Source organism: Roseovarius sp. A46, from assembly GCF_004126395.1.
GTDB lineage: Bacteria > Pseudomonadota > Alphaproteobacteria > Rhodobacterales > Rhodobacteraceae > Roseovarius > Roseovarius nitratireducens.
Genome location: NZ_PVWS01000007.1, coordinates 14,707 through 29,013 on the forward strand (window position 1 = coordinate 14,707; position 14,307 = coordinate 29,013).

Annotated in this window: 18 protein-coding genes; 9 read left to right on the plus strand and 9 right to left on the minus strand. The window is 66.8% G+C overall.

Annotated features, from left to right (window positions below; translation table 11 throughout):
• The first annotated feature begins 2 nt into the window (after positions 1 to 2).
• Both accC and aat read left to right on the plus strand, forming a co-directional pair.
• The gene (gene accC / locus C6W92_RS05405; RefSeq protein ID WP_129432015.1) at positions 3 to 1,352 is read left to right on the plus strand and encodes an acetyl-CoA carboxylase biotin carboxylase subunit; all 1,350 of its coding nucleotides are present in this window, start codon (positions 3 to 5) and stop codon (positions 1,350 to 1,352) included.
• Positions 1,352 to 1,993, plus strand: coding sequence for a leucyl/phenylalanyl-tRNA--protein transferase (aat, locus tag C6W92_RS05410; protein WP_129432016.1), 642 nt, complete (start codon positions 1,352 to 1,354; stop codon positions 1,991 to 1,993). Before accC ends, aat begins: the two co-directional genes overlap by 1 nt.
• On the opposite strand, the gene C6W92_RS05415 is transcribed toward aat, so the two are convergent.
• The 8 genes from C6W92_RS05415 to sfsA form a co-directional block, all read right to left on the minus strand.
• Positions 1,960 to 2,319 carry a DUF2155 domain-containing protein gene (locus C6W92_RS05415; protein ID WP_129432017.1) on the minus strand — a complete coding sequence of 120 codons (360 nt, stop codon included), beginning with the start codon at positions 2,317 to 2,319 and terminating at the stop codon, positions 1,960 to 1,962. The two genes, aat and C6W92_RS05415, sit on opposite strands and share 34 nt — an antisense overlap.
• Entirely contained in the window at positions 2,316 to 2,774 is a 459-nt protein-coding gene (gene mlaD / locus C6W92_RS05420; protein ID WP_129432018.1) for an outer membrane lipid asymmetry maintenance protein MlaD, read from the minus strand. Before mlaD ends, C6W92_RS05415 begins: the two co-directional genes overlap by 4 nt.
• 10 nt (positions 2,775 to 2,784) lie before the next feature.
• Complete coding sequence (locus C6W92_RS05425) at positions 2,785 to 3,168, minus strand: NADH:ubiquinone oxidoreductase subunit NDUFA12 (RefSeq protein ID WP_104017090.1); 384 nt, start codon at positions 3,166 to 3,168, stop codon at positions 2,785 to 2,787.
• Between the two features lie 101 nt (positions 3,169 to 3,269).
• A complete protein-coding gene (locus tag C6W92_RS05430; protein WP_129432019.1) occupies positions 3,270 to 3,536 on the minus strand; it encodes a glucose-6-phosphate isomerase in 267 nt (88 codons plus the stop codon).
• A 96-nt stretch (positions 3,537 to 3,632) separates the two neighbouring features.
• Entirely contained in the window at positions 3,633 to 4,529 is an 897-nt protein-coding gene (locus tag C6W92_RS05435) for a DMT family transporter (protein ID WP_129432020.1), read from the minus strand.
• Between the two features lie 2 nt (positions 4,530 to 4,531).
• Positions 4,532 to 5,557: a DMT family transporter gene (locus C6W92_RS05440; RefSeq protein ID WP_129432021.1), complete on the minus strand. Its 1,026-nt coding sequence runs from the start codon at positions 5,555 to 5,557 to the stop codon at positions 4,532 to 4,534.
• 177 nt (positions 5,558 to 5,734) lie between these two features.
• Positions 5,735 to 6,631, minus strand: a complete 897-nt coding sequence (map, locus tag C6W92_RS05445; RefSeq protein ID WP_129432022.1) for a type I methionyl aminopeptidase — start codon at positions 6,629 to 6,631, stop codon at positions 5,735 to 5,737.
• Entirely contained in the window at positions 6,609 to 7,370 is a 762-nt protein-coding gene (gene sfsA, locus C6W92_RS05450; protein ID WP_129432023.1) for a DNA/RNA nuclease SfsA, read from the minus strand. The genes map and sfsA overlap by 23 nt, the downstream gene beginning before the upstream one ends.
• Positions 7,371 to 7,415: 45 nt before the next feature.
• Here sfsA and C6W92_RS05455 point away from each other — a divergent pair, with 45 nt between their 5' ends.
• The 4 genes from C6W92_RS05455 to C6W92_RS05470 are packed head-to-tail and all read left to right on the plus strand — an operon-like array spanning position 7,416 to position 10,357.
• Positions 7,416 to 8,138 carry a molybdopterin-binding protein gene (locus C6W92_RS05455; RefSeq protein ID WP_129432024.1) on the plus strand — a complete coding sequence of 241 codons (723 nt, stop codon included), beginning with the start codon at positions 7,416 to 7,418 and terminating at the stop codon, positions 8,136 to 8,138.
• Positions 8,135 to 8,860: a GNAT family N-acetyltransferase gene (locus C6W92_RS05460; RefSeq protein ID WP_129432025.1), complete on the plus strand. Its 726-nt coding sequence runs from the start codon at positions 8,135 to 8,137 to the stop codon at positions 8,858 to 8,860. The genes C6W92_RS05455 and C6W92_RS05460 overlap by 4 nt, the downstream gene beginning before the upstream one ends.
• Positions 8,857 to 9,432 carry a peroxidase-related enzyme gene (locus C6W92_RS05465; RefSeq protein ID WP_129432026.1) on the plus strand — a complete coding sequence of 192 codons (576 nt, stop codon included), beginning with the start codon at positions 8,857 to 8,859 and terminating at the stop codon, positions 9,430 to 9,432. The genes C6W92_RS05460 and C6W92_RS05465 overlap by 4 nt, the downstream gene beginning before the upstream one ends.
• A gap of 1 nt (position 9,433) precedes the next feature.
• Positions 9,434 to 10,357 (plus strand): OmpA family protein, encoded by a 924-nt coding sequence (locus C6W92_RS05470; protein WP_129432027.1) that lies wholly within the window; start codon positions 9,434 to 9,436, stop codon positions 10,355 to 10,357.
• 99 nt (positions 10,358 to 10,456) lie between these two features.
• On the opposite strand, the gene C6W92_RS05475 is transcribed toward C6W92_RS05470, so the two are convergent.
• Positions 10,457 to 11,347, minus strand: a complete 891-nt coding sequence (locus tag C6W92_RS05475; protein ID WP_129432028.1) for a LysR family transcriptional regulator — start codon at positions 11,345 to 11,347, stop codon at positions 10,457 to 10,459.
• 113 nt (positions 11,348 to 11,460) lie between these two features.
• On the opposite strand from C6W92_RS05475, the gene C6W92_RS05480 reads away from it, so the two are divergent.
• The 3 genes from C6W92_RS05480 (at position 11,461) to C6W92_RS05490 (ending at position 14,305) form a co-directional block, all read left to right on the plus strand.
• The gene (locus C6W92_RS05480; protein ID WP_129432029.1) at positions 11,461 to 12,459 is read left to right on the plus strand and encodes a TRAP transporter substrate-binding protein; all 999 of its coding nucleotides are present in this window, start codon (positions 11,461 to 11,463) and stop codon (positions 12,457 to 12,459) included.
• 71 nt (positions 12,460 to 12,530) lie between these two features.
• Positions 12,531 to 13,013 carry a TRAP transporter small permease gene (locus C6W92_RS05485; RefSeq protein WP_129432030.1) on the plus strand — a complete coding sequence of 161 codons (483 nt, stop codon included), beginning with the start codon at positions 12,531 to 12,533 and terminating at the stop codon, positions 13,011 to 13,013.
• A complete protein-coding gene (locus C6W92_RS05490) occupies positions 13,010 to 14,305 on the plus strand; it encodes a TRAP transporter large permease (RefSeq protein ID WP_129432031.1) in 1,296 nt (431 codons plus the stop codon). The genes C6W92_RS05485 and C6W92_RS05490 overlap by 4 nt, the downstream gene beginning before the upstream one ends.
• The last annotated feature ends 2 nt before the right edge of the window (positions 14,306 to 14,307 follow it).

The window sequence follows — 14,307 nt, forward strand, 5'->3', positions numbered from 1 at the left end:
GCATGTTCGACAAGATACTTGTGGCCAACCGCGGTGAGATCGCGCTCCGCGTGATCCGCGCGGCGCGCGAAATGGGCATCCGCTCGGTCGCCGTCCATTCCACGGCGGATGCCGACGCGATGCATGTGCGCATGGCCGACGAGACCGTGTGCATCGGCCCGCCGTCATCGTCGGAGAGCTACCTGTCGATCCCCGCGATCATCGCCGCCTGCGAGGTGACCGGTGCGCAGGCGGTCCATCCGGGCTATGGCTTCCTGTCGGAGAACGCCAATTTCGTGCAGATCGTCGAGGATCACGACCTCACCTTCATCGGCCCCTCGGCTGAACATATCCGCATCATGGGCGACAAGATCACCGCCAAGGACACGATGAAGGCGCTGGGCGTGCCGTGCGTGCCCGGCTCGGAGGGGGGCATCGCCGATGTCGCGGCGGCCAAGGCGCTGTGCGCCGAGATCGGCTATCCGGTGATCGTCAAGGCGACGGCGGGTGGCGGCGGGCGCGGCATGAAGGTGGCGCGCGACGAGGGCGAGCTCGAGCGCGCCTTTCTCACCGCGCGGTCCGAGGCCAAGGCCGCGTTTGGCAATGACGAGGTCTATATCGAGAAGTACCTGACCACGCCGCGCCATATCGAGGTGCAGGTGTTCGGCGACGGCAAGGGCCGTGCCGTGCATCTGGGCGAGCGGGACTGCTCGCTCCAGCGGCGTCACCAGAAGGTGCTGGAAGAGGCGCCCGGCCCTTGCATCACCGACGAGGAGCGCGCGCGTATCGGCGCGATCTGTGCCGATGCCTGCGCCAATATCAACTATCGCGGCGCTGGCACGATCGAGTTTCTCTACGAGAACGGCGAGTTCTTTTTCATCGAGATGAACACGCGGTTGCAGGTCGAGCACCCGGTGACCGAGGCGATCTTTGGCGTGGACCTCGTGCGCGAGCAGATCCGCGTGGCCGAGGGGCTGCCGATGTCCTTCACGCAGGAGGAGCTGGTGATCAACGGCCACGCCATCGAGGTGCGAATTAATGCCGAGAAGCTGCCGGATTTCGCGCCGCGCCCGGGCACCATCACGCAGTTTCACGCGCCCGGCGGGCTTGGTGTGCGGATGGATTCGGCGCTCTATGACGGCTATCGCATCCCGCCCTATTACGACAGCCTGATTGCCAAGCTGATCGTTCACGGGGCCGACCGTGACACCGCGCTGCGCCGCTTGGCCCGTGCGCTGGGCGAATTGATCGTGGACGGGGTGGACACCACGGTGCCGCTGTTTCACGCGCTGCTGCAGGAGGAAGACATCCGCAGCGGCAACTACAATATCCACTGGCTCGAACACTGGCTCGAAACCAACTTGCGGGAGTGATGCCCGCCTTCCTGCCCCCCGCGCTGCTCTTGCGCGCTTATGCTGCCGGCATTTTCCCGATGGCCGAGCATCGCGACGATGCCGAGGTGTTCTGGGTCGATCCGCCGCGCCGGGGCGTGCTGCCGCTGGACGGATTTCACCTCTCACGCAGTCTTGCCCGCCGGATGCGGCGGGGTGGATATACCGTCACGCTCGATGCCGATTTCGCGGGCGTGGTGGATGCCTGCGCCGACCGGGACGATACCTGGATCAGCGCGCCAATCCGCGAGGCCTACCTGGAGCTGTACGCGCGCGGACACGCGCATTCGCTGGAGGTGTGGGAAGAGGGCGCGCTGGTGGGCGGGGTCTATGGCGTCACGCTCGGGCGCGCGTTCTTTGGCGAGAGCATGTTCTCGCGCCGCGCCGACGGCTCGAAACAGGCGCTGGCGCACCTGGTCGATCACCTGCGGCGCTGTGGCTTCGTCCTGTTTGACACGCAGTTCATCACGCCGCATCTGGCGCGGCTGGGGGCTGTCGAGATCGACCGCGCCGCGTATCGTGCGCGGCTTTCGGAGGCGCTGGAGACAGAGGCGGATATAACGGCGCTACCGCTGGAGGGCGACCCGGCTCAGGTGGTGCAGCGCATCACCCAGACATCGTAGCGCGGATGTTCCAGCGCGTTGAGCGCGGGCGATGAGGCCAGCATCCAGCCGTCGAACCACAGCTTGCCGCCTTGCGTCTCGCGGATGGTAACATGGGCATAGGCATCGCCCGCCGGGTTGCCCTCGGGGTAGCGGCACTCGGTCAGCTTTACAGTGAGCGAGCCGAACTCGGCGACCTCGCCATTGGCAAGGTCGAGGTCGCGCAGCTCTGTGGTGATCTTGTCCAGCCCGCGCAGCACCGCGCCGCGCCCCGGGGCCGTGTCCTCCTGCGCGCCCGCGCCCTGCGCGCAGGCGATCAGCAGACAGGTCGCCGCTGCGCGGATCATTGCTCGGCTCCGTCCTCGTTGCCGGATACGAATTTCATCAAGAGCGAGACGAGGCTGACCGATCCTTGGGTGAACTCGATCTCGTCGCCCGGCGCGAAGTAAAAGGGCGAGCCCCCGGGCAGGATTTCGACGTAATTACCGCCCAGCAACCCCTCGGACGAGATCGCCACGGCGCTGTCATCGGGGACGTCGATGCCCTCGCTTACGGTAAAGATCGCCTTGGCGCGATAGGTGCCGGGATCGAGGCGCAGCTCGGTCACGCGGCCCACCTTGACGCCCGCGAGGCGCACATCGGTGCCCGTGCTGACGCCGTCGGCGCTGCGGAAACTGGCGTTGAGGGTATATTCCTCGCCCGCTGTGGTGAAGCCGGTGGTCTTGCCGGCATAGGCGACGAAGCCAAGCGCCACGGCCAGCACCAGCCCACCCACGAGGACCTCGGTCTTGTTCTCGGACATGGCTTTGCCCCTATTCCGGCGTCCACGCCTCGTAGTCGCGCCGCTCGACCGGTTCGGGGCGGCGAATCGACCCGGCGGGCGCATAGGCGAGCGGCGTACCGGTCAGGTTCTCCTGATGGGGCTTTTCCCATGCCTTGTGTGGCAGCGGCGCGTCGCTCGGTGGCTCGGCATAGGTGTAGTGCAGCCAGCCGTGCCAGTCGGGGCTTACCCGGCTGGCCTCGGCCTCGCCGTTGAAGATCACCCAGCGCTTCTTGCCGTCACGGGAGCGGTAGAAGATGTTGCCCTCCGTGTCCTCGCCCACCTTCACGCCGTTGCGCCAAGTGTAGAACTGGGTGTTGAGCGTCTGCCCGTTCCACCACGTCACGGCGCGCAATAGCGTGTTGAGAATACCCATCAGACCCTCCGGCTCATTCCCTGTCCGATATGGCGGATTTGATGGCAAAGGTCCAGTGCCGCGTGGGCGCGCCCGTGTCCGGGCGCGCCGGAATATCCGGCTCAGCAGGGCACGGTGCGGTAGGTGCCGTCGCCATTCGCATAGGCGCAGCGGTTGGTGCGGGTGTTGCGGGCGATGAGGGTACCCGCCGCCGCACCAGCCAACGTCGAGAGTACCGTCCATCCGGCATTGGCGTCGAACGCCGCGGCACCGATCAGGCCCGCGCCTGCGCCAAGGGCTGCGCCGGTCACTTCGCGGTTGTCGGTCGTGTCGATGCAGCCTGCCAGTGCGAGGCTCGCAAGTGCACCGATGATTGTGTTGCGTGTCATGTCATGCTCCTTTCCCGCCTGTGGCGGCCTGAGACTTTACCCAGCATAACGCAGGATCGTCCCGGGAAAAAAGCGGCATCGGCAAGGATTAGCCGGTCAGGGGATTGGCGGCGGGCGCTTGCGCCGCGCGCCCGAGAGCGCGTTGCCCGCGATGGCCGCCAGCAGGATCGCCCCGCCCACAAGCGTGGTAGGTTCGGCGCGCTCGCCCAGGAACAGCCAGACCCAGACCGGCCCGAGCACCACTTCGGACATCGACAGAAGCGTGAGTTCGGCGGCGGGGACACTGCGCGACCCGATCGTGTAGAGAATGAGACCGGCGCCGACCTGGAAGACGCCCATGGCGGTGGCAATCCCCGCGTCGCGAGGGATGAGCGACAGCGACAGGCCAAGCGAGAGGCAGATCACCGTCATGACCACGGTGCCAATGAGCCCTGAGAGCAGCACGGCGGGCATCATCTCGACCGCGCGGCCGCGGCGCAGCGCCACGGTGAACACGGCAAAGCCCAGCGCCGAGCCGAGCGCCGCGAGGTTCCCCCTGAGTGCCGCGCCGGAGGTCTTGTCCCAGACCATCACGGCGATGCCGCAGGCTGCCACGGCGATGGCGATCCAGGTGGCAGGGCGCACGCTCTCGCCGAGGATGACGCGCCCCAGCACCGCCGCGATCAGTGGGGCGGCGGCAAAGAGCATCATCGCGTTGGCAACGGAGGTGGACTGGATCGCCGCGATCCCGCCGGTATAGGCCGCGACGAGCGCGGTGCCGGCGATCACGCCGGGCCAGCCCATCGCGGCGATGCGCACCAGCGGCGCACGCCCCGAGCGCAGCCGCACCACGACGTAGAGAAACACGCTCATGGCGAGCGATCGGTAAAAGAGTATCTGCCAGACCGCCGCGTCCTCGATCAGGCGGATACCCAGCCCCACGGTGGACCACAAAACGCCCGCCATGAAGACCAGCAGATAGCCCGAGAGATCGCGTTCTGTGGTAGCCGTCATGCTCACGGCGCGCGATCGTCTTCTGGTCCGGGCTGCGGCGGCAGGTGACCTGGCGTGAAGGTGCTCTCGGCGATCACGGGTGGTGCGTCGCCGCGCCGCGCCGCGCGCATCTCGCGCCAGCCGATATAGAGCCCCGAGGCGATGATGAGCGTCATGCCCGCGAGCGTGGCGGGTGGCGGCACCTCGTCCCAGACCACGTAGGCGAGCAGCGCGGCGAAGGGCAGGTAGGTATAGTCGAAGGGTGCCACGAGGCTGGCATGGGCGACCTGGTAGGCGCGCGAGGCAAGCATGTAGGCCACCATCCCCACGAGGCCCAGCGCGGCGAGGGGGGCGAGGTTGGTCAGCGCGCCCGCGGGAAGGCCCCAGCGCAGGTGCTGCGTGGCCGCCGTGTCGGGCACGATCTGCGCCACGGCCCAGCCCGCGGGCAGGATCAGAACGCCCGAGAAGGCCAGCGTGTAGAGCCCCACCGTGAGCGTGCTCTCGCGCTCGCCGATTCGGCGGGCGAGGATCTGCGAGGCGGCGTAGCTGAGCCCGCAGAGAAGCGGCAGCACCGCCACCCAGTCGAGCCCGCCGCCGGGCCGCATGGCGATCACCACACCCGCGAAGCCCACGACGAGCGCCGCCACGCGATGCGCGCCAATCCGCTCGCCCAAAAACAGCGCCGCCATCAGCGCGGTAAAGAGCGGTGCCGCGAAGAAGATCGTGCTGACCTCCGCCAGCCCCATGAACGGGAAGGACGCGTAGAACATCGAGAATCCCGCAGCAAAGAGCGCCGCCCGCGCGAGATGCAGCGGCCAGAGTGTCGAGCGCAGGCTGTGCGGCGCACCAAGCCAGGCGATGAGCGGCACCAGCAGCATCACCGCCACCACCGAGCGCGCGAAGAGCAGGGGCCAGACCGGGTAGCTCGCGAGCAGCGATTTCATCGCCGCGTCCTGCACCACGAAGAGCAGCATCGCCGCCTTGATACACAGGATGCCGTGCAGGGCGCGCGAGGGGGCCGGGAGGGGATGCGTGCTCATCATCGCCATTGACGGTTTCCTGTCTTGCGTGGGCGCGGACAGACCGGGGGCTGCGCGGCCCCTCGGTGCGGGGCGCGGGCGCGGACGGTCTGGATGCGTCGAGGGCCGGTGAAATGACCGGTGCGCGCAGGCTCTCATGTCAGAAAGCGACTGTCTTGTCAGATAGCGACACGGGTGGAGGCGGCGTCAGGCGCGGGTGGGGTGGAAGCGACCGGCGGGCGAGAGGGTGAATATCTCGGCCCCCTGTGCGGTGACACCGATGGAATGCTCGAACTGCGCCGAGAGCGATTTGTCGCGCGTCACCGCCGTCCATTCGTCGTCGAGCACGACGCTGTCGGGGCGGCCGAGATTGACCATCGGCTCGATGGTGAAGAACATCCCCTCCTCGAGCCGCGGCCCGCTGCCCGCGCGCCCGTAATGCAGCACGTTGGGCGGCGCGTGGAATACCCGGCCAAGCCCGTGACCGCAGAAATCGCGCACCACCGACATGCGGTGCGCCTCGACATGGCTCTGGATGGCGTGGCCGATATCGCCGAAGGTGGCGCCGGGGCGCACCGCCTCGATCCCCTTCATCAGCGCGTCATGGGTGACCTGGATCAGCCGCTCGGCCTTGCGCGAGGGTTTGCCCGCCACGTACATCCGGCTGGTGTCGCCGAACCAGCCGTCGACGATCACGGTCACGTCGATGTTGAGGATGTCGCCGTCGCGCAGCGCGTCGTCGGCGCGCCGCTTCTCGTGGTCGCGCGAAATGGTCTCGCCGCCGCTCTTGGGGATGGGCGCGCCGGGGATGCCGTGGCAAACCACGTGGTTGACGCTGATGCAGCTTGCGTGGCGATAGCCCTTGTAGCCGATGGTGGCGGATTTTGCCCCGGCGGCCTTGATCTTCTGCTCGATGAGCGCGTCGATGGCCTCGGTGGTCTGGCCCACGAAAATGTGTTCGGATATCTCGTCGAGGATTTGCGCGGCCAGCCGTCCGGCGGCGTGCATGCCTGCGAAATCCGCCGCATCGTGGATGCGGATGCCGTCGCGCGTGGTGCGCCCCCGATGCGTCTGGTTCACGTCATGCCCCGTCGATTTCTCCATACTTTCCCCCAATTAAGCCGTTTTCGCCGCGAGGACCAGAGGCCAGCGGCAGCGCCGGGCCGATTGTGATGCCGCCGGGCGTGATCTCGGCACGGTGAGCCATCACCTCGACGCCCGCCGCGCGGCCCGCGTCAAACGCCGCGGCATAGGCCGGGTCGATATCGGCGGCGGTGGCGAGCGCGGTCGCGTCGCTGCGCTGCACGAGGTAGAACAGCACCGCGCGCCGCCCCTCGCGCGCGCAGGCGGCAAGATCGCGCAGGTGGCGTGCGCCGCGCGCGGTCACGCTGTCGGGAAACTCCGCGCGCCCCGGCGCGCGCGCGAGGGTCACCGATTTCACCTCGACCACCGCCTCGGGCAGGCCCGGACCGCGCAGGATGAAATCGGCGCGGCTCGCTTCGCCGATGCGCTGTTCGGGGCGGACCTCGTCATAGGCGGCGAGCGCGGGCAGCGCGCGGGCGGTGAGGGCGGCGCGCAACACGCGGTTGGCAGCACCCGTATCCACGCAGACGAGCGCGCCCCCGGCCGTTTCGGCCAGCCGCCAAGCGTAGCGCAGCTTGCGGCGGGGATCGTCGTTGTGCTCGACCCAGATCGCGGTGCCGGGGGTTGCGAGGCCGGTCATCGCACCGGGATTGGCGCAATGGGCTGTCGTCTCGGTGCCGTCCTCCAGCCGGATATCGGCGAGGAACCGCTTGTAGCGCCTGAGCAGGGTGGCGCGCAGGAGGGGGCTTTGAAACCGCATGGGCGGGGCCTATACCGGGGCCAGACCCACTGCAAGGAAGCCGCCATGCCCAACCCGACCGCCGCCATGCTCGTCATCGGGGACGAGATCCTCTCGGGACGCACGCGCGATGCCAACATGCATCACCTCGCGCGCGAATTGACCCATGTCGGTATCGACCTCAGTGAGGTGCGCGTGGTGCATGACGACGAAGCGGCCATCATCGGCGCCGTGCGGGCGCTGAGCGAAGGTTTCGACGTTGTGTTTACCTCGGGCGGGATCGGCCCCACCCACGACGATATCACCGCCGAGGCGGTGGCGCGCGCCTTCGATACGGCCATCGGTGTGCGCGACGATGCGCGCGCCATTCTCGCCGCGCATTACGAGGCGCGCGGGCAGGACCTGAACGAAGCGCGGCTGCGCATGGCGCGCATCCCCGATGGGGCCACGCTGATCGACAATCCGATCAGCGCCGCGCCGGGCTTTATCCTCGGGAACGTGCATGTGATGGCCGGGGTGCCGTCGATCTTCGAGGCGATGCTCGCCTCGGTGCTGCCCACGCTGACCGGCGGCGCGCCGGTCCTGTCGCAATCCTACGAGGTGCGGCGCGGAGAGGGCGATATCGCCGCCCCGCTCTCCGATCTCGCGGCGCGCTATCCCGACCTGTCGGTCGGTTCCTACCCGTTCATCCGCGACGGCTGTCACGGGGCGCAGATCGTGATCCGCGGGCAGGATGGCGCGCGCCTCGACGCGGCGATGGCCGAACTGGCCGGGATGTTCCCGGCATGATGCCCGATGTCCAAGCGCTCTACGCCGTCACCGAGGCGACATGGCCGCCCGCCGCGACCCGCGCGCTGGGCCCGGTCACGATCCACGAGGGACGGGGCGGGGGCAAGCGTGTGTCGGCGGCAACCGTGACGGGCGCGGCGACAGGCGACGATCTCGATCGCGCCGAGGCGGCGATGCGGGCGCTCGGGCAGGGGCCGCTCTTTCAGGTGCGCGAGGGCGATGACGCGCTCGATGCGATGCTGGAGGCGCGCGGCTACCGCGTGGTCGATCCCGTCAACCTGCATGTCGCGCCGGTGGCCGCGCTGACCGGCGAGACGCTGCCGCGCGTCACCACCTTTACCATCTGGGAACCGCTGGAGATCATGCGCGACATTTGGGCCGAGGGCGGCATCGGCCCCGCCCGTGTGGCGGTGATGGAGCGGGTCGAGGGGCCGAAGACGGGGCTTCTTGGGCGGCTCAGGGATCAGCCCGCCGCCGCCGGGTTTGTGGCCATCCACGACGGCGTGGCGATGGTACACGCGCTGGAGGTACGCGCCCGCCACCGGCGCGCGGGGCTGGGGCGGCTGATGATGCTTCAGGCCGCGCATTGGGCCGCCGCGCAGGGCGCGCGACATCTTGCCGTAATCTGCACGCAGGCCAACAAAGGGGCGAACGGGCTCTATTCCGCGATGGGATTCTCCTGCGTTGGCACCTATCATTACCGCCAGAAGGAGCAGCCATGACCCGCAAAGACGACCAGCCCACCGCGCTCGACCTGCCGCCGGTCGATCCCTTGCCCGAGGCGACCGCGCGCTATTTCGAGATATGCGAGGACAAGCTGGGCCTCGTGCCCAACGTGCTGCGCGCGCATGCGTTCGATATCGATAAGCTCGATGCCTTTGCCGGGCTCTACAACGCGCTGATGCTGGCGCCCTCGGGGCTGTCGAAGCTCGAGCGCGAGATGATCGCCGTGGTGGTCAGCTCGATCAACCGGTGCTGGTATTGCCAGGTAGCGCATGGCGCGGCGGTGCGCGCGCTTTCGGGCGATCCCGCATTGGGCGAGGCGATGGTGATGAATTACCGCGTCGCCGATATCGAGCCGCGCCAGCGCGCGATGCTCGATTTCGCGGCCAAGGTGACGACGGCAAGCGCCACCGTCGAGGAGGCCGACCGCGACGGCTTGCGCGATCACGGTTTTTCCGACCGTGATATCTGGGACATCGCCAATGTGGCGGGGTTCTTCAACATGTCCAACCGCGTCGCCTCGGCCACCGGGATGGAGCCCAACCCCGACTACCATTCGCAGGCGCGCTGAGATGCGGGCGCGGCGGGCGGCGTGGCTCGTGGCGCTGCTGCTCCTTGCCGGGGCGGTGCAGGCGCAGGACCTGCCGCTGCCCGAGCGCGCGGAACGCACGGCAGAGGTGATCCGCGAGGCCGACACGGTGCACCTGCCGCAAGGTGCGCTGGAGGGTGGCGCGGTATCGCGGCTGCGGCTCGACGGGACGATTACCAGTCGGGCGTGGCGGCTGCCCGATGGTGGGCAGAGCACGCTGGAGCGGATGGCGCCGCTACGCGCGGCGCTGGAAAAGGAGGGGTGGAAAGAGGTATTCTCCTGCGCGGCGGATGGCTGCGGCGGGTTTGGCTTCCGCTTTGCCGTGCCGGTGCTGCCGGCGCCCGCGATGTTCGTGAACCTCTTCGATTACCGTTACCTGCTGGCGCGGCGCGGCACGGGCGAGGTGGTCGAGCATGTCATGCTGTTCGTCAGCCGCGCGGGCGAGCGGGGCTATGTGCAACTCACCCATGTCGGGCCCGCCGGCACGGCAGAGGCGGCGCCCGCCCCTGCCGACCCCGCGCCACAGGCCGGGGCGGGATCGTTGGATGCCACGCTGCGCGAGGCCGGGCACATGGTGCTGCGGGGGCTGGACTTCGCCTCGGGCGAGGCGGTGCTCGGGCCGGGGCCGCACGCGGACCTCGCGGCGCTGGCGGCATTCCTCGCCGAAGACCCCGAAACGCGGATCGCGCTGGTGGGCCATACCGACAACGTGGGCGCGCTCGACGCCAATATCGCGCTGTCGCAGGCGCGCGCCGAGGCGGTGCGCGCGCGGCTCATCGCCGATCACGGGGTCGATGGCGCACGCGTCGAGGCGCGCGGCGTGGGCTATCTCGCGCCGGTGGCGGCCAATGACACCGCCGAGGGCCGCGAGATCAATCGCCGGGTCGAGGTGGTGCTCTTGAAATAGGCGGGTTGGGCGATGGCGCGGATTCGGGGACCGGCATAAGCCTGTTCTAGGAGTCTTGCGGCCGCGCAAGGAGCGGCCATTCCGTGACGCGCCGGGCAGTCAGCTGTTTTCCTGATGCTCTAGGAAATCGACGAAATGTTGTGTCGGCAGACGCAGGTTCTCGGCCGCCCACACGGCCTCGGTCACCATGACATCGGCAACGTCACGGATGGGAATGGGCACCAGCCCGCCGGTTCCGAAATCGTAGATGCTCTCGGTCAGGATGGTGATGCCCATGCCGCAGGACACAAGCCCGAGAATGCCCACGGAATTGAACGCCTCCTGCACGATGCGCGGCTGAAAGCCCGCCTTGCGGCACAGCGGAAACAGGTAGTCGTAGAAATGCGCCCAGGCCTCTGCCGGTCCGTGCACGAAATCCTCGTCCGCCAGATCGGCGAGGGCGACCGACTTGCGCGATGCCAGGCGGTGCCCTTCGGGGACGATGCAGATCGGACGGTCGGTTTGCACGACACGGCTTTGAAATCCCGGCTGCCGCACCGGGCCGGTGACAAACCCGATGTCGAGCTTGTCGTCCTTCAACTCCTGGATCTGCGTGGCCGTGACCCCGTGATGCGGGCGCACCGTGATGCCGGGATGTTCCTGGTGAAACCGCTTGAGCAGTTCGGGCAGCGCGTCGGCGATGGCGAAATCGGTATAGCCGACGCGCAGCGCCCCGGCCTCGCCGATACTGACGCGGCGGGTAAGGTCGATGGTCGCCTCCATCCCGTTCAGTACCCTTTGCCCGCCCTCGCGAAAGGCGCGTCCCGCATCGGTCAGACGCACGAAGTTCTGAGAGCGGTCGAACAGCTTGACCTGCAACTCGGCCTCAAGATGCTGGATCGTGCGGGTGAGCGCCGGTTGCGAGATGTGCAGGTGTTCCGAAGCACGTCTGAAATTCAGATCCTCGGCGAGGACCAGGAAATAGCGGATATGGCGGAGACCGATTTTCATGATACCTATTATGCATCAGAAACTAATCAATTGATATTATACTTGCAGATCGCGCCCGGCTACCCTGCCTGGATAACAAGATCAATAAATCCAGCACGCAACAGGGAGCAATCATGTCACAGTCACCCATTCACCGTTTCGCCGGGCCTATCGCGGCGCTCACCCTCATGGCCGGTGCCGCCTCGGCGCAGGAGGTCACGATCAACCTCGGCTATGCCGCCGCCGAGACCAGCACCTATGCCGTGCTTGCCGACAAGTTCGAGGAACTGGCCGAGCAATACACCGATGGCAGCATCGACGTGAAGGTTCGCTGCTGCGGTCAGCTGATGGGCGAGGACGAGGCATTCAAGGCCATGCAGCTGGGTACGGTGGACATGTTCATCATCACTGGCAACAACATCTCTCCGCATTTTCCGCTGATGGATGCGTTCGTGCTGCCCTACATCTTCCAGAACAAGGATCACGCCTATCGCGTTCTGGAAGGCGAGGTCGGGCGCGACTTTGCCGAGCAGCTTCATGCCGCCACGGAGGTGCACCTGCTGACCTATGGCTTTGTCGGGGATCGCGATTTCTACAACTCGCGCAACCCGATCACCTCGGTCGAGGACATGGCGGGGCTCAAGGTCCGCGTCCCCAAGAACCAGGTGATGATCGACACCTACGAGGAATTCGGCGCGGCCCCCATCCCGCTGCCCTGGGCGGACACGCCCACCGCGCTTCAGACCGGCACGGTGGAAGGGGCCGATAACGGCACCTCGTTCATCAAGTCGCAGAAGTTCTACGAGATCATGCCCTATTTCACGGTGCTTGAGCATTTCACCTACTTCTCGCCGCTTTTCGCCAGCGAACGCGTGATGGGCAAGCTGGATGAGGCGCAGCGCGACGCGGTCATGCGGGCGGCAGAAGAGGCAGGCGTCTATCACCGCGAAGAGATGGCCGCGCGGATCGACGAGATTCGCGCCTTCCTGACCAGTGAGGGCGGCATGGAAACGGCCGAATTCGATCGCTCCGGTTTCATCGAGGCGGGGCTGCGGGTGCAGGACCGCTATGCCGCCGACAAGGGCGAGGCATTCATCGCCCTGGTCGATGCGATCCGCGCCGAAGCAGAGTAACACCTCCGAACCACCGCATGGGGGCAACACGCCCCCATGCCTCTTGGCACCTTCAGGGTGGAGGCCGGGGAATGTTGTCCAAAATCGACAGATATTTCGAAGAGGTGATCTGCACGATCTGCCTGGCGGTCGTGGTCGGATCGGTGCTGTTGCAGGTGATCCTGCGCTATTTCTTTTCCACCGCCGCCGCCTGGGCCGAGGAGACCGCCGTCTACGGCATGATCTTCGCGATCTATCTCGGGGCCACGATGGCGGTGCGCGAACGCGCGCATATCCGCATCACGCTGCTGGTCAACCGCCTGCCGCGCGCCTTGAAGGTGGGGGCGGTGGTGCTGGCCGACGGGCTGTGGGCCGGATTCGTGATCTTCATGATCGTGCAGACCACGATCTACACGCAGCTTCTGTTCAACGTCACCTACATGACCCCCGGCCTCGGCATCGAGCAGCGATGGGTGCAGATGATCATCCCGATGGCCTTTGCCCTGATGCTCTTTCGCATCGGGCAGGTCTATTGGCGCTGGGGCCGCGATGGCTGGAAAGGTCTGCCGCTATGAATGGCCCTATTGTCATGGCCGCGGCCTTCGTCTTCGCGATGGCCATCGGCGTGCCGATTCCCTTTGCCGCCGGGCTGGCCACGGTTGCGGGCCTGCTGATCGCCGATATTCCCCTGACCCTGATGGCGCAGGCGGCGTGGACGGCGTTCGAGCCGTTCCCGCTGGTGACCATTCCGCTCTTCATCCTGGCCGGGCAGTTGATGGAGCAGGGCGGGATGTCCGACAAACTGGTCACCATCGCGAAACGCCTTGTCGGGGCCTACAAGGGCGGCATGGGGCTGGTGACGGTGGTGGCCTGCATGTTCTTTGCCGCGCTCTCGGGCTCTGGCCCGGCGACCACCGCCGCCATCGGCTCGATAACCATTCCCGCGATGCAGAAAGAGGGCTATCGCTCGCGCTTTGCCGGGGCCATCGCCGCATCCGCGGGCGCGCTCGGCAGCATGATCCCGCCGTCCAACCTCCTGATCATCTTCGCGCTGGTCACGGATGTCTCGATCCCGCGGCTGTTTCTGGCGGGTATCCTGCCGGGCGTCGTCCTGGGGCTGATGCTGATGGTCGCGGTCTTTGTGATTTCGTGGAGGAACGGATACGGCGGCACCGAGGACCGGTTTCGCTGGGGGCCGCTGCTGTGGGCGCTGTGGGAAGGGAAATGGGCGGTGTTCGCGCCGATCCTGATCCTCGGCGGCATCTATGCCGGTATCTTTACCCCGTCCGAGGCGGCAGCGGTGGCGGTGGCCTATGGTCTCTTTGTCGGGCTGTTCATCTATCGCGGCCTGACCTGGGCCAAGCTGCTGCACGCGTTCAAGTTCACCGCCATCGTCATCGGCTCGGTCCTGTTCATCCTGGGTTCGACCAAGGCGTTCGGTCAGCTTGTGACGATCTTCGACATTCCCAGCGATATCCTCGCGCTCTTCCAGGGGCTGGTGGCCTATCCCTGGCTCATCATGCTGTTGATTGGGATTTTCTACATCCTCGTCGGCATGTGGCTGGAGAGCATCCCGCAGATCATCATCTTTACCGCCGTGTTCTTTCCGCTGGTGACCAGCCTCGGTGTCGATCCGGTGGTGTTCGGGATTTTCACCGTGATGACCTGCGAGATCGGGTTCCTGACACCGCCCATCGGCGTGAACCTGTTCGTCGCGGCAAGGATCAGCAAGATCACCATCGAGGACATTTCGGTCGGGGTGCTGCCGCTGCTCATCCCCTACATGCTGATGATCCTGCTTCTGGTGTTTTTCTCGGGCTGGGTGACCTGGCTGCCCGATCTCGTTTACGGCCCGCAACTGAGGTAATC

Excerpts from the sequence above, each read along its gene's own strand:
- C6W92_RS05435 (WP_129432020.1), bottom strand. The coding sequence starts at position 4,529 with ATGACGGCTACCACAGAACGCGATCTCTCGGGCTATCTGCTGGTCTTC.
- C6W92_RS05480 (WP_129432029.1), top strand. The coding sequence starts at position 11,461 with ATGTCACAGTCACCCATTCACCGTTTCGCCGGGCCTATCGCGGCGCTC.
- aat (WP_129432016.1), top strand. The coding sequence starts at position 1,352 with ATGCCCGCCTTCCTGCCCCCCGCGCTGCTCTTGCGCGCTTATGCTGCC.
- C6W92_RS05415 (WP_129432017.1), bottom strand. The coding sequence starts at position 2,319 with ATGATCCGCGCAGCGGCGACCTGTCTGCTGATCGCCTGCGCGCAGGGC.
- C6W92_RS05465 (WP_129432026.1), top strand. The coding sequence starts at position 8,857 with ATGACCCGCAAAGACGACCAGCCCACCGCGCTCGACCTGCCGCCGGTC.
- accC (WP_129432015.1), top strand. The coding sequence starts at position 3 with ATGTTCGACAAGATACTTGTGGCCAACCGCGGTGAGATCGCGCTCCGC.
- mlaD (WP_129432018.1), bottom strand. The coding sequence starts at position 2,774 with ATGTCCGAGAACAAGACCGAGGTCCTCGTGGGTGGGCTGGTGCTGGCC.
- C6W92_RS05460 (WP_129432025.1), top strand. The coding sequence starts at position 8,135 with ATGATGCCCGATGTCCAAGCGCTCTACGCCGTCACCGAGGCGACATGG.
- C6W92_RS05455 (WP_129432024.1), top strand. The coding sequence starts at position 7,416 with ATGCCCAACCCGACCGCCGCCATGCTCGTCATCGGGGACGAGATCCTC.
- C6W92_RS05440 (WP_129432021.1), bottom strand. The coding sequence starts at position 5,557 with ATGGCGATGATGAGCACGCATCCCCTCCCGGCCCCCTCGCGCGCCCTG.
- C6W92_RS05475 (WP_129432028.1), bottom strand. The coding sequence starts at position 11,347 with ATGAAAATCGGTCTCCGCCATATCCGCTATTTCCTGGTCCTCGCCGAG.
- map (WP_129432022.1), bottom strand. The coding sequence starts at position 6,631 with ATGGAGAAATCGACGGGGCATGACGTGAACCAGACGCATCGGGGGCGC.
- C6W92_RS05470 (WP_129432027.1), top strand. The coding sequence starts at position 9,434 with ATGCGGGCGCGGCGGGCGGCGTGGCTCGTGGCGCTGCTGCTCCTTGCC.
- C6W92_RS05490 (WP_129432031.1), top strand. The coding sequence starts at position 13,010 with ATGAATGGCCCTATTGTCATGGCCGCGGCCTTCGTCTTCGCGATGGCC.
- sfsA (WP_129432023.1), bottom strand. The coding sequence starts at position 7,370 with ATGCGGTTTCAAAGCCCCCTCCTGCGCGCCACCCTGCTCAGGCGCTAC.
- C6W92_RS05430 (WP_129432019.1), bottom strand. The coding sequence starts at position 3,536 with ATGACACGCAACACAATCATCGGTGCACTTGCGAGCCTCGCACTGGCA.
- C6W92_RS05485 (WP_129432030.1), top strand. The coding sequence starts at position 12,531 with ATGTTGTCCAAAATCGACAGATATTTCGAAGAGGTGATCTGCACGATC.
- C6W92_RS05425 (WP_104017090.1), bottom strand. The coding sequence starts at position 3,168 with ATGGGTATTCTCAACACGCTATTGCGCGCCGTGACGTGGTGGAACGGG.